The sequence below is a fragment of the Desulfatiglans sp. genome, from assembly GCA_012513605.1.
Lineage (GTDB): Bacteria > Desulfobacterota > DSM-4660 > Desulfatiglandales > HGW-15 > JAAZBV01.
Window position 1 is genome coordinate 51,463 of record JAAZBV010000069.1, and the last position, 13,913, is coordinate 65,375.

Consider the following 13,913-nt stretch of genomic DNA (forward strand, 5'->3'; position numbering starts at 1 on the left):
CCCATATAGTATTACAAGAATATATTTGTCAATTATTAATTTAAAAAGACAAATAGCATCCTGTTTAGAAAGATATTTTTTGTCTATTGTGCGTTTCAGGAGGCTATTTATGGCTGATCTGGAAAAAATGATCGGGAGTAAGATTACAGAGTTTCGCTTACATAAAAAAGCAACACAGGCACAACTGGCAGAGGAAGTGAATGTAAGCGTTGAGACAATCTCAAGGATGGAAAGAGGAGTAGCCTTCCCATCATTAAAAACAATGGATAAAATAGCCACTGCCCTTGGTGTTGCACTGAAGGATTTTTTTGATTTTGGGACCGGCAAGAAATTAGATAAAACCTGTGAGAGAGAGATCGCAAAAATTAATGCGTTCCTTAGATCATATAATAAAAACGAGATTTCTTTAGCGCATAAGGTTTTAAAAGATGTTTTTAGTTGGCTGGGCAAATCCAAATGATATGATTTTAAATATTTTCGCTGAATTCTCTCAAAGATACAGCTACTGAAGAGAACTCCTGTAAAAGTTGTTTATCAACAGTTACAAGGGGAAGATTAATATCCTTTGCAACAGCGATAAATTCACAATCATAAGCAGAGCATCTGGATTCTGAGGCAAGCCTTAACACCTCACCGGATGGAGCCTCATATTCCCGACCCTTTAGAAGCTTTAATGCACTATTCATAATGACCTTGGCCTGTTCCAATTTTATGATGTTCTTTCGCATATAAAGGGCAAGTACATTACGAAATTCACTACGCCATAGAATAGGGGCAGCCCACTCAAAGTCTTTTTTGAGCGCTCGTTCTGCAAAAACAGACTGGTCACTTGACAGGAAGAGATAACCGATAACATTTGTATCAACAACAATCATGGTCGACCCTCTGTTTTTGCCTGGTTAAATGCTTCATCACTGATCAGATATCCGGAGGTCAATTGGCGGAGCATACGAACATTTTTAAGCATCTCATCAAAATCTATAATGTGACTTGAGACAGCATTTTCAATACATACTATTATTTCGCTGTTGAGAGACCGCCGGTTTATTTCTGCAACTGACTTAAGCCGGTCGTAAAGTTCATCCGGGATATTCTTGACTGTTACGGTTGCCATATTTTCACCTCTTTATTGGTTTCAATATGCAACCATTATGCAACCATTGTAGTTTGATGTCAACTTCCTAATCTTTAATAGTAAATCTAGGCAACAGCCTGCCAGTTCTGGCCTTATATCTCAAATATTCTAAACCGAAATTTTCTTTCAGGTCCTTTTCCTCTTTGGGGATAAGGATCAGGAAAATAATATATGTGAAGATAATAGAAAGAAAAACCATAGCGTTATTTATTAAAAGGCAGACCCCCGGCATAATAAAAAATATGTGAGAGGCATACATGGGATTTCGTATTCGCGAGTATAATCCTGTTGTAATAAGCCTGTCCGCCTTCAGTGCCTTTTTTATCTCTGCGTTGCCTGTTGCCAGCATAAGGATACCGATACCGATCAGGATAATTGCAGCAATTATCAGGAAGATTTTTGGGACATGTAAAATCTCTGAGATATTTAACCTCAGGGGCAGCCAGGATAATAAAACCAAAACGGCATATCCGGGGAACATGATTTTGGGGCCGACACCCCAGGGGGTCATTTTTTTCATGAGGTCATGCCCCCTGCTGGCTGGCTAGCGGTTTATCTCTTGAGACAGTCATCTGATGCGATTCAAAACTGCATATGGGATTGGCATAAATCGTGAACAGGAGGTTCCTGACCTCGGGCTTAAGGTTATTGTATGCATTAAGAAACCCAGCTTTTTCTGGTTCAGTATATTTGTCAGCATACTTTTCTGTTTTATACAGGTGGTCATAGGCAATATAGTTCCTGGGCCAGAATCTGTATAAAGTATGTATCTCTTTATCGATGGCAGTGGCTAGAGCGTTCTTATCCTCATAATACCCTGTAAGGGGCGCGCCAAAACTGATGTGTATCCTGCCTTTATCACCGGAGAGCCCTGCCAGCATACTGATCAGGTCCTCGTTCTTCCTTTTTATATGTGCGCCATTTTTATTCTTCCTGTAGAGCTCCCATGCCTTGAGCCTGTCACAGGGGTCTTTCTCATAGGATATTGCCGCAGGGACAATGTTGCACTGCCTGATAAATTCGGCAAACCCGCCCTCCTTTTTCCTTTCAGAAAGATAGAACATATTTATTATGGCAGGGTTTGTCTGATCGATCCCATCCTTGGCGCGGCCCTCCCTCTGTGAGATCCAGAAATTGTTACCTTCATTTCGCAGGTAATTAAGGTATTCAGAAAGGTGCATGGATGCCTCAAGCTGCTCCTTCCTGGCGAGCCCCCTTTTTACGATTATTCCATTATTGATGCGGATAAGGTCTGAAACCGCATCGTTTAGGAGCAGGTTATCTCCAAAGGCAATGAAGGGGATGCTGAATCCGTTCAGGTAGAGGGCATAGTTCACAAGGGCAGGGTCCATCACTATATCCCTGTGGTTGGTCATGAAGATATATGATTTACCCTTGTCCAGTTTTTCTATGCCTGAGTAGGTAACACTGTCAGATGATCTTTCTATGATCCTCTTTAATAAAAAATCAGCGATTATCTGTGATTGAAATTTTGTCACACTCCTGATCCGTGAAAGTTTTTTCTTCAGTAAAAACCTGACCACCCAGTCTGCAATACCTTTTAGAGGTTCAGGGCATGAGGGCCATTTCATAATGCGGAAAGAGGAGACAAGTAGGTCATTTCCCGCAAGGCGTTTCATGACAGCGGGGACCTCACTGTCTATATATGGCCTGATGTCATCGAATCTGGATTTATTGTCTGTCATAAGTTTTAAAACAGCATCCCCTTTTTGTTTTCCTTTATCGCAGTCGTTATCTTATCCAGTCTTTTTTTTCGGGTTTCATCGGTCTTTGCATCAAAGTAGAAACCCGCATATTGCTTTTTTAAAGACATCGGCTTTTTCTCATATTCTTCTGCAAGGCTCAAGTCATTCCTGATTATCTCTTTGAAATCAAGGATCAGCTTATTAATATCCGGTCTGTTTTTTTCTTTATCCCACTCTCCATTTTCAACAGCCTTTTTTATCTCACGTTCACCAAAATCGGTCATGATCTTTTCTTTTCTTAATTTTTCAACAATCTTTTTATTTTTCTCAGACCATTTGCTGTTTTTTGTCCGTGGCGCAAAATATTTTATATAGCTTTTATCACCTTCTGACTTCATCTGCCCGTCTATCCATCCAAAGCAGAGGACTTCATTCAGGGCCTCATCTGCGGTGATTGAAGACTGACTCTTGTCTTTTATAAACCTGATCCAGATACCCGGTGATGTCTCTACATTCTTCTTAAGCCATTTACGAAATTCCGTTCTCTCTTTAAATTCCAGTTCCATCTTATCTTTCCTTTACTTATACTTAATCTTCAACACCAGTATTGTAAAATTTAATACAAAGGTAACTGCATTGGCCAGCATTACAGGCATATCTTTTGTCAAAGCCCCGTATATAAGCCAGAGCAGAACCCCGGTTGTAAAAATAATATACATGCTAAGAGAGATATCCCTTGTCTGCTTTTGGGTAATTACCTTTATTGCCTGTGGCAGTAAAGAGATTGTTTTGCAGAAGGCAGCAAACAGGCCGAGCAACGTAACCATATTAAATTCAAGCATTCAAAACATCCTTTTTATATTCTCCTCAAACGGCGGATAGATGATCCCCTTATCCGTCACAATGGCTGTGATCAGGTCATGGGGTGTTACATCAAAGGCAGGGTTAAAGACCTTGATTCCTTCAGGTGCGATTTTTCTCCCATACCAGTTTATGATTTCATCAGGATTTCTTTCCTCTATTGGGATATCCTTGCCTGTTGGGGTATTAATATCCACTGTTGTTGAAGGGGCTGCAACATAGAAAGGTATATTAAAATGTTTTGCAAGGATAGCCACGGACATGGTGCCGATCTTGTTTGCTATATCACCGTTTGCAGCAACACGGTCTGTGCCCACTATCACGGCATCAATCTTACCCTGTGACATCACCATGCCTGCCATGTTGTCGCATATAAGTGTGACATCTATCCCTGCCATAGAAAGCTCATACGCGGTAAGGCGCGCACCCTGGAGATAGGGCCTTGTTTCATCCGCATACACCTTTATGTTCCACCCTCTCTCCTTTGCCAGATATACTGGTGCTGTGGCAGTACCGTAATCTGTTGTGGCGAGACAGCCTGCATTGCAGTGGGTTAATATAGTCATGCCGTCTTTTAGAAGCGTAAGCAGGTTTTCACCTATACGCAGGTTTATTTCAACCTCTTCCTTTTGTATTTTTATCGCCTCTGCCTCAAGTAACCTTTTTTTTGTTTCAACAGATTCATTTTTTAGACCGTCTACCCTCTCTATCATGCGTCTGATTGCCCCGAACAGGTTTGAGGCAGTGGGCCGTGCCTTTGCAAGCATCTCGCCGTTTTGTTTCATCTTTACCATGAATGCTGTATGATCTGTGTCAGCAATATCCTTTATACCAAGGTACATACCGAATCCTGCCGCTATACCTATCAAAGGCGCCCCGCGCAGTTCCATATCCCTTATGGCATGGAACACCTCCTCAATGGTACGTTTAGGGTTATATTCAGTTACCACGGGGAGTTTCAACTGGTTTAATACATTCAGGGTGTTATCTTTCCATTCCACAGGTTTTATAAATTCCATTTTTACTCCCTATCTGGTTTTTTAATCAAATTTTATTATTAGTGATTAAACAGAAAGGGGAGCAGGGGCAGGATATGCCCTCTGCTCCCCTTATCAGCGTTAAGTTCTATTTTTTAGGTTCAGCCATAAAAGATTCTGTGGCAATAACCTCCTGCAGGCGGCAGAAATTCCACTCAGGGTCTGCCGGGCTCCATTTCCTGTTTTTATAATTCTCACAGCTATCAGGTTTAGGCAGGGGGTATTCCTCAATAGGGTCATCTATAAGGTTATAGAAGGTGCAGCTCCCTGTTTCCGGGTTATTGCCGCAGATAACCTTGTATGTAGCGTTTCTTGCACCCACATGCCTGAAATTATTTTTTATCGGGTTAACGGTTTCTGTTAACAGGTATCCCATATCGGGGTCTCTTAAGCCTGTCGCCCCTTTAAAAAGAATTGGAGTAAGGGAGACAGAATCTAAAGAAACCATGCCGTCACCTGTACGGTTTGGGACTGTTTTAGGCACCTCAAGACCTGCAAGCTCCAGTATGGTTGAGAAGAGGTCCACATTGTGTATCCACTCGTCACTCTGCTTGTTGGCCTTTATACCCGGCCCTTTAATGGCCATTGATACCCGCACGCCGCTTTCATATGTGGTACCCTTGCTGCGCTCTTTCCTGGTAATGTACAGGTTGTCAATGAACTCCCGTTTTTCGCCAAACATCCATGTTCCATTATCACCCAGGTAGATAATATATGTGTTGGGGTCGAGTTTTTCAACAGTTTCAATTACTCTACCAATCATGGTATCCATGGAGTTTGTCATGGCCCTCATAAGCGCCTCTGATGAGCATGAGCCCACATTGGCGGAACCGAATTGGCCGTCAGGGCCCATGCATGCCTCCATCTCTTTGCGTGATGGCTCATCCATGGTGTCGGCATTGGGTATAACCATCGGGTTAGGCATCTGGTTCCCTGTAATATGCGAGAGGTTGAAGGCAAACCATACAAACCAGGGCTTGTCAGGATTATTCTTTTCCTGCTCTGTGATCCAGTTGATGGTATCCGCTGTCTTTACTACCGCTGCATAGGTGGTTGGCGCTATGCCCGGAAGTGATCTCACAGGGGCCTTTTCTGTGCGCCACTGATCCGGTGGCGTGGTATCGTCCTGAATCTGGTAATCATATTCAAAGTATGTTGCAAGGCCGCCATGAAGGTTACCCCTGAATAGATCAAAGCCCGCCTCTTTGGGCTTCATACCGGGGTACTGACCAAGACCTGCTATATGCCATTTTCCGAATATGGCCGTGCTGTATCCGCCCTTTTCCTTAAGGTCCTTTACAAATGAATGATGATTCTGGGATAGCCAGTTAGTATAATCCAGAACCCCTGTCTTTGCGGAAAAAAGCCCTGTAAGAAGTGATGTGCGTGTGGGCGAACAAAATGGTTGTGTCCAGGCATGGGTGAATCTTATGCCTCCCTTTGCCAGGGAATCCAGCGAAGGGGTAGATGCCGGCCTGCCATTGATCATTTTGTAATCAGGGTGATTATGCCCTGATGGACCGTATTGCTTGGTAAGACTGTCAATAAGGCCAGGGTACATGTTGGTTGTAGCATCTATGCCTATATCGTCACCGATGATAAGCAGGATGTTCGGTCGTTTGGTCTTTTCATCTACTCTTTTTCCCAGTCCGCTCGCCGTTAACGCGAACGCCCCTGTGAGAAAAAAAACAAACAGAACAGATCCACATAAAAATGTTTTTACAGCTCTAATACTCATTGATAAACTCTCCTTCTCCTCCCCACTTCGTTGTCGTTTTTGCTTCAAGGCTCCTTTCACTTAAAAACTGTTTTGAGATAACAAAAGACTATCGAACAAAAAAGAAATCGTCAGCCAAAAGAACCGATTACTTTTTATGTGACTGAGTATATGAACTACGTTCTTATGCGTCAAGGATAATATATCAGGAAAGGCTATAGTCTTTAGTCTTTAGTCTATAGCCTAAAGCCTTGCTAACTATATGGGTATTAGCCTCTATTTTCCTGTTTTATCTGACCTGTTGCAGTAACCCCTTATCTACTTACCCACCCGGAGGCTATATTTTATTTCCTGCTTGATCATGGTTTCAAGTGTGGCATCAAGGTATTCCTTCTGGCAGTCAAGGGCATTAACATTATCATCACGCAGAAAGGTCATATACCGGCATCCGCCATAACAGAGTGGGAGATATTCGCAATCTATGCATCTGTCATTTTTCCATATTCCAAGGTTGTATGTGTCATTATATTTAAAAATTTCATCCTTTATATTCCCGATATTATATTCTTCTATCCCGATGAAACCGGGGCATTTATATAAAGAGCCATCATAATTGACCACATAAGAATTTTGTGATTCGATCATGCATAATTTATGTGATATGTTCAGGGTCTTATACCCTCGTCTCAGGATATCTTCTCGCAAAAGATCATTTGCTTCAAGAAGCCATGGTTCATCAAGGGTAATGCAGCCGCCCCTGTAATCTGTCGGGTTCATTACCCTTTCCGGTCGTTTTGCTACCGGATCAAACTTGATTACCCCAATCTTATCAGGGGTGAGCCCCTCCTTTTCGAGGTAATCAAGAAGCAAAGGGAAATCCCGGTAATTAGCTGCTTCAAAATTGCCCCCAAGGTTTATTTTTACAATATCCCACGTCTCTTTGATATTTTTTATCAGCAAGTCAAAACTTGGGGCCCCTGATTTAAATGGCCGGTTTTTATTATGGATATGGGCAGGCCCATCAATAGTGATCTTTACACCTTTAAGGCCAAGCCCGGCGAGTTCAATGGCTATTTTTCTATTAAGAAGGGCGCCATTAGTTACAAGGCTGAAGCTGTATGATACGCCTCTTTCTTCAGTAAATGCCTTTAATTTTTTTGAAATATGCTTTATCAGGTCACTGCTCAGCAGGGGCTCGCCACCATAGAAATCCACCAGAAGGGTTTTTTTATTCTCTGTGAATCTTTCTTTAATAAAATCGATCAGCCTGTCCGCTGTCTCCCCAGACATGTAGAGGTCACCCTTTAACCCCCCTTCAAAGCAGTATTTACAGGCAAAGTTGCAGTCAAGATTCATGACCACAATAATATTTATTCCAGGACTGTGTTTGTTAATCCGGTCATGCAGAGAGATTACAGATGCCTTTTCCTCTTCCCTGTCCGGGACAAGCATCCCCAGGCCGGTGAGCACCTTTTCATTTTCAGGGGAAATTACACCCCTTTCAATAGCCCTGAAGGTCTCCGCCCATATCTCAACCTTTGAAAGACGCCAGGTGGAAAAGAGGATAAAATTCCCTGGGTTTTCGCTTGAAGGGTAATATTTCAGATATCTGGAAAGTTCCATGCTGATAAGCTGAAAGATAAGGAGGGCTTCGCCCCCCTTATCTTTCCATTAGGGAAACACCCTGATGGGAATCAAGATTGCACTGCAACAATAAGCAATCATGATGATCAGATCATCCATATTTTGCCCATTATCAAACACCCTGATCTCTTCGTTTTCTGGATTTTTTTTCTGGCTTTCCATACGAGACCTCCATTATTTAGGTTAATAATGTCATGCACCTTAATACATATCGGTAAAGACCTAGAATTTGTATTTTAAGCCAAACTCAAACCACCTTTTTGGATTAATATTTTGTATGTATGGATACTGAGAGCCATTAAAAAGGTTGTGACCAACAGCAAAAAATTCTACATCATACCCCTGGAAAATCCTTATTGTCTTGCTGATGCTTAGATTCCATATGAAATCATCATAACTACTACCGGGTATGTAATTCAGATCGTGCCAGTTATAATAGCCAATGAGCTGACCGCTTATAGTTTTATTTTGATATCTGATACCAGTCACAAAGCTGTAGATTTCAGAAGCGCCAGTAGCGAGGGGAGGGTTAATATCCACATATGACAGGCCACCCTTAAAAGAAAAATTATAAATTGGCACACTCTCTGTCTCTATTTCAATGCCCTTGCGTTTTACCTCTCCATTATTGATAATAATATCATTATAGGCAGGAGGCCCTCCACCAAGAGGTATGGTTGTAAGGGAATTTTTCAGATCATGTAAAAAGATATTTGCTTTTAACCACATAAAAGAGAATGCAGACTCTGCTCCAACCTGGTATGACCATACCTCTTCGTGTTTAAGAGAGGGGTTTGGGTCAAGAAACATGCCTCCCCCTGATGTCCATGAGAGACCAGGGGCAGAAAAACCCCTGGCAATAGTGCCTCTTAAGATGGTATCTTTTGACAGCATATAGGTCAATCCCAGGCTCGGGCTTAAAAATGATCCTGTAATGCTTTCATGGTCATATCTTATTCCTGGTGTTACAGACCATTTCCCCCTTGAGATGGTATCGTTTATGTAGACAGCCCACTTTGTATTATCGGGTGAAAACTCTGAGATTACAGGTACCCCGATACTCTGAAGCAGAGAGCCGGCATTAAGGGTCTGATCATATTCTCCCTGCCCAATGTCCATTCCGAATACAAGGGAATTGATCTCTTTTTTCCACACTGCCTGAAATCTTGCCCCCAGGGATTCATCTTTTATTTTGGTATCGAGGTACAATTCACCCGGATCTCCTGTAATGCCAAGACCGAGGCTCTTGCTGCTTTGCGTGGTCTCCTGCCGGATATAATATGCAGAGAGACTAATATCAAGACCTTCTGCCACAGTGGCTGAGAGAAAGGGCGCGGTATAAAAGGTTTTAAGGCTTCCACTGATATTGATATCTGAATCAAGGTAATCCCCGAAGCTGTTTTGGATATCACTATATCCCATGCTCAAACCCGTTTTGATATCTTCTGAAAAAGGGATTTCTATCCTGGAATAGAATTGTTTATTATCAGAAAATCTGGATTGTACGAGCCCATCAGAATCCTGGGTGCCCCCATAGAGGTAATAACCTGCTTTTCCGATTTTTCCATGCAGGTCTGCCCTGTAATCCTGGCTGTTTTTCTTTCCATAAGAGGCATAAATTGAACCACCCGGTTTACTGGAGGTGCCTGTGGATTTTGTAATTATATTAACTACCCCGCCAAGGGATGACCCCCAGGCAGAAGATGCAGGACCCTTTATTATCTCTATCCTTTCAATGATGCCGACAGGGACTGTAATCGTTTCAGCAGACCCCTCACTGGTAAGATTCCAGGGGATGTCATCTACAAGAACAAGCGTATGACGTGGTTCAGAACCCTGCATGTTAAATAATGAAAATGCCCCGAAATCCCTGTTAGTGCCGAGAAAAAGGCCTGGCACACTGTCCAGTGCCTCTGCCACTGAATGGGCATTCATGGCCTCTATATCACCAGATGTAATCACCGTGACATTCTCAGCAATCTGGGTCACGGGCTTGGGGTTCCTTGTGGCTGAAACAACAAGGTCTTTATCCTCATAGAAGAGCCTGAGCATCTGCATCTCTTCTTCAGACTGTCCGAAACAGCTTATAGAAATAGATAACATCATTGAGATGAAGAGAAATACTTTAATATATTTTTTTCGCGGAAATGTTTTCATACTGCCTAAAATAATACCTTTACTTGTAATAAAATTATGATAATGTCTAATATACGTAATATACTTCAATATAGATTGCATTTTTACTTAACCAATAATCATTTGTCTATAACATAATTTTTATTATTAAGAAATAACAGATATATAACTGGCCTATTTCTTGCTTGAGCAATATAACTCTGAATTTGATAATCGTGAAAAAATATTTAGTTATAATTTTTTTATTTATCTTTTCAGCGATGCCAGCCTTCGCTGAGGGTGAAATCCTTGTCATTCAGAGTGTGAAGATTGCCCCTTATGAGGAGGCCCTTAATGGTTTTATAAGCGCCCAGGATCAAAAGATAAAACAGGTTGTCCTGACAGAGACACAATCCTTTGACATCAGGGATGAAATCGAAAGGACACAGCCCCCCCTGATTTTAGCCATCGGGCGTGATGCCCTCATGAATGTAAAAGATATCAGGGATATCCCGGTCATATATATAATGGTTCTCTCCCCAAATCAAATTCTTGATAATAGCCAAAATTTTTATGGAATAAACATGAATGTGCACCCTGAGAAGCAGCTGGAGGCATTTATTGGTGCAATCCCTAAACTTAAAAATATAGGACTGATATACAACCCTGACAACACAGGTGAACTGGCAGAAGAGGCTGCTAGAGCAGCAGAAAAAAAAGAGGTCAGTCTTGTCATTAAAAAGGCTGAAAAGGCGGGTGATGTTGTTAATGCACTAAAGGGTATGGCTGAGAGCATAAACGCATTCTGGATGTTCCCGGATGTTACCCTGCTGACACCTGAGTCAATGGAACTCCTGCTGATTACCTCAATTGAAAAAGAGATCCCTCTTCTCACATTCTCAACTAAATACCTTGAGATGGGGGCAATATTGTCAGTCGCTGTAGACCCCTATGATATGGGCATTCAGGCAGGGGAGCTGGCACAAAAAATTTTGGCTGGAGATAATCATAAAGAAAGCAGGCTTATATTCGCAAGAAAAGGTGTAATAACCCTTAACAAAAAGGTAGCAGGAAAGATTGGCATAGAACTGAAGCAGTATGAGGAATTACACGAAAAGAAAGACTAATAAGGGTTATATCCGTGAACACCCATTTTATAAAACCCGGCAAAATTGATCTTGTAATAACAGGTGTGACCATGCCAAAGCTATTCGACCCCAGGCATTAATCATTCTATGCATGCTTTGCTTGGAGAGTTTTTTAAGAGACGCAATAAACTCTGTTTTTAATCTAAATGTTGTTCGGGAGGGAATAAACAATAGATTCATTAACGGCTTATTGCGTCTCTTAAAAAATTTTGATGGGTGCAAGAGTATATAAAAAAAATAGAAATGTGAATCAGGAAATTCCTGATTTTTTTTGGGGAAAATATATTTTAACTTAATTAAACTAAAAATTGATAAGATTTTTTTTAATGGCGATCTTTGTCAGTTCTGTTAGTGAGTTTGCCCTCAGCTTTTCCATCACATTGTATTTGTGGGATTCAACAGTTTTAGGGCTAATAAATAATTTGTCGGCTATTTCCTTGATGCTCATTCCTTCGGCCAGATTCTTAAAAACCTCCTGCTCACGGAGACTCAGGCTGTTATAGGGGTCCCCCATTGGCTCTTTCATATGTTTAAGCAGTAAGTTAGATACAATTGCGCTGATATATGTCTCTCCGGTTGTTACTGCCTTTAAGGAAAATATAAGGTCTGATACAGGGTCTTCCTTGAGAACATAACCGGATACTCCCGCACTGAAGAGGTCAATAACAAATTCGCTTGATGAATGCATGGTATAGATAACTATCTTGATATCCGGTGTAGTTTGTTTGAGTTTCCTTACTACCTCAATACCGCTCAGTCCTGGCATGGAGATATCCAGAACCATTATGTCCGGCCTCAGGGCATCAGCAATCTTTAATGCCTCCCATCCATCAGTTGCCTCTCCTATGACCTCAAACTCGGAGATTTCGCGTAAGGCGCTTTTAATGCCTTCAATTACTACCCTGTGATCATCAGCAAGTACAATTGTGGTTTCAGTCATTCGTTTATCCATCGTAAAACAATTTGTAAATTAAGCCATTTTTTTAAACCGGAATTTCCACTGACACATAGGTGCCCTTTTCTGTTTCCGATTCAATTCTGAATTCACCATTGAGCTGCTCAGCCCTCTCCTGCATGATAAGGAGGCCAAAGGGGCTTTGTCCGTGCGTGTTTTCCATTATCTTTTCCGGGTCAAAACCGGTCCCATTGTCTTCAATGCTCAGAGCTATTTTATGGTCTTTCATAACAAGGTTGACATGAACAGTGGTGGCGTGTGTGTGTTTGACTATGTTGTTCATGGCTTCCTGCGTGATTCTGTATATGGCAAGCTCCTTTTCCTTTGAAAGCATTGATGGTATATTGTGAGTAAAGAAATTTACATCCATGCCTGTGCTCATTTCAAAATCACTTAATAGCTCTTTAATAGACGATACCAGACCAAGCGTTGAAAGTACACTGGGTTTAAGCCCGCGTGAAATATCTTTTATATCCCTGATAGCCTGAATTGCCCTATCTTTGCTTTCAATAATTTTATTCTCAAGCTCAGGGTTGTATGAGCCGACCTGACCCTGGATTATTTCAAGATTAATCTTTAAGGAGGTCAGTACCTGTCCAACATGATCATGCAGTTCCATGGCAACCTGTTCACGATCCTTTTCCAGCAGGTCAATAAGTCTTTTTGATAATATCTTTCTCTGCTCATGCTGTTCCATCAATTTCCGGTTAACAGCCATCAGCTCATTCTCTCTGATCCTAAGGGCATCTGCCATATTATTAAATGCCTCAGCGAGTAACCCCACTTCATCCCTTGTCTTTACAGAGATTTTTTCAGCTGCCAGCCCTTTGCTTATGGCATTTGCACCATCCATCAACCGGTTAAGGGGTTTTGCCATGCCCTTTGCTACAAAATATGAGGCGAAAAATGAGGCCGTCAAAAATATTATCAATAGTATTAAATTGGTAATCAGCAGCTCTTTTCTCTGCCTGTTTAAGATATCCTTACCAACCTTTACCATTGCATAACCTATTAAACGATTATCTGCCGGTTTTAGAATATCTTCTAACCCATGAGAAGCAGGCACGGCATAGCTTGACGTTGATAGTATTGGGGCCCAAAAATCAAATCCATTCCTGTCTTCAAAATAAACAGGTCCCATTGCATCCCTTATTTTTGTTAATACATCTTTTTCAATAATATCCCCCTGTCTTTTAACTCTATTGCCTGTATCTCTTTCCTGTTTTCTGTATTCTTTTAACAGCTTACCATCTATGTTAAAAACCAAAATCTCCAATACCTCATCCTCATGGGAGATAGCCTCAACCGGGGCATCCAGCAGCTCTTTATTCTCTGCAAAAACACCAATCCTGGCATTATGGGCAAGCGCCTTTACCTGAAAGAGCCCTTTTTTCAGGTTGGCATCATTGAGCTGGTTACTTTGATGGAAAAGGAAGATGCCTGTGAAAAAACAGGAAATAATAAATGCTATTAAACCGAACACGACAAACAGTTTGATGCTGAAGTGCTCTTTGATGCTTTTTATTAGATATATTTTCATTTTTAGCGTTTGAAATTGGAAAAGAAATTATTGTCTAATTATCATATATTTGTAG

14 protein-coding genes are annotated in these 13,913 nt (G+C 41.5%); 2 read left to right on the forward strand and 12 right to left on the reverse strand.

The window, feature by feature from the left end; all coding sequences use genetic code 11:
- The first annotated feature begins 109 nt into the window (after positions 1-109).
- On the forward strand, positions 110-460 hold the full coding sequence (locus GX654_08775) for a helix-turn-helix transcriptional regulator (GenBank protein NLD36949.1): 351 nt from the start codon (positions 110-112) through the stop codon (positions 458-460).
- A gap of 7 nt (positions 461-467) precedes the next feature.
- Here GX654_08775 and GX654_08780 read toward each other — a convergent pair whose 3' ends face one another.
- The 10 genes from GX654_08780 to GX654_08825 all read right to left on the reverse strand — a co-directional run bounded on the left by GX654_08780 (position 468) and on the right by GX654_08825 (position 10,257).
- Positions 468-875 carry a type II toxin-antitoxin system VapC family toxin gene (locus tag GX654_08780; GenBank protein ID NLD36950.1) on the reverse strand — a complete coding sequence of 136 codons (408 nt, stop codon included), beginning with the start codon at positions 873-875 and terminating at the stop codon, positions 468-470.
- Positions 872-1,114 (reverse strand): Arc family DNA-binding protein, encoded by a 243-nt coding sequence (locus GX654_08785; protein ID NLD36951.1) that lies wholly within the window; start codon positions 1,112-1,114, stop codon positions 872-874. The genes GX654_08780 and GX654_08785 overlap by 4 nt, the downstream gene beginning before the upstream one ends.
- Positions 1,115-1,181: 67 nt before the next feature.
- Positions 1,182-1,655: an isoprenylcysteine carboxylmethyltransferase family protein gene (locus GX654_08790; GenBank protein ID NLD36952.1), complete on the reverse strand. Its 474-nt coding sequence runs from the start codon at positions 1,653-1,655 to the stop codon at positions 1,182-1,184.
- A gap of 4 nt (positions 1,656-1,659) precedes the next feature.
- Entirely contained in the window at positions 1,660-2,841 is a 1,182-nt protein-coding gene (locus tag GX654_08795; protein NLD36953.1) for an acyltransferase, read from the reverse strand.
- Positions 2,842-2,846: 5 nt separating this feature from the next.
- On the reverse strand, positions 2,847-3,407 hold the full coding sequence (locus GX654_08800; protein ID NLD36954.1) for a hypothetical protein: 561 nt from the start codon (positions 3,405-3,407) through the stop codon (positions 2,847-2,849).
- 12 nt (positions 3,408-3,419) lie between these two features.
- Positions 3,420-3,683, reverse strand: a complete 264-nt coding sequence (locus GX654_08805; protein ID NLD36955.1) for a SemiSWEET transporter — start codon at positions 3,681-3,683, stop codon at positions 3,420-3,422.
- Positions 3,684-4,721, reverse strand: a complete 1,038-nt coding sequence (mtnA, locus tag GX654_08810) for an S-methyl-5-thioribose-1-phosphate isomerase (GenBank protein NLD36956.1) — start codon at positions 4,719-4,721, stop codon at positions 3,684-3,686.
- A 106-nt stretch (positions 4,722-4,827) separates the two neighbouring features.
- On the reverse strand, positions 4,828-6,477 hold the full coding sequence (locus GX654_08815) for a sulfatase-like hydrolase/transferase (GenBank protein ID NLD36957.1): 1,650 nt from the start codon (positions 6,475-6,477) through the stop codon (positions 4,828-4,830).
- Positions 6,478-6,774: 297 nt separating this feature from the next.
- Complete coding sequence (gene gptM / locus GX654_08820; GenBank protein ID NLD36958.1) at positions 6,775-8,079, reverse strand: putative geopeptide radical SAM maturase; 1,305 nt, start codon at positions 8,077-8,079, stop codon at positions 6,775-6,777.
- 243 nt (positions 8,080-8,322) lie between these two features.
- A complete protein-coding gene (locus GX654_08825) occupies positions 8,323-10,257 on the reverse strand; it encodes a TonB-dependent receptor (GenBank protein NLD36959.1) in 1,935 nt (644 codons plus the stop codon).
- Between the two features lie 239 nt (positions 10,258-10,496).
- Between GX654_08825 and GX654_08830 the strand changes: the two genes are divergently transcribed.
- A complete protein-coding gene (locus tag GX654_08830; GenBank protein NLD36960.1) occupies positions 10,497-11,342 on the forward strand; it encodes an ABC transporter substrate-binding protein in 846 nt (281 codons plus the stop codon).
- A gap of 322 nt (positions 11,343-11,664) precedes the next feature.
- On the opposite strand, the gene GX654_08835 is transcribed toward GX654_08830, so the two are convergent.
- A complete protein-coding gene (locus tag GX654_08835) occupies positions 11,665-12,315 on the reverse strand; it encodes a response regulator transcription factor (GenBank protein ID NLD36961.1) in 651 nt (216 codons plus the stop codon).
- A gap of 31 nt (positions 12,316-12,346) precedes the next feature.
- Positions 12,347-13,858, reverse strand: coding sequence for a HAMP domain-containing sensor histidine kinase (locus GX654_08840; GenBank protein ID NLD36962.1), 1,512 nt, complete (start codon positions 13,856-13,858; stop codon positions 12,347-12,349).
- Between the last annotated feature and the right edge of the window lie 55 nt (positions 13,859-13,913).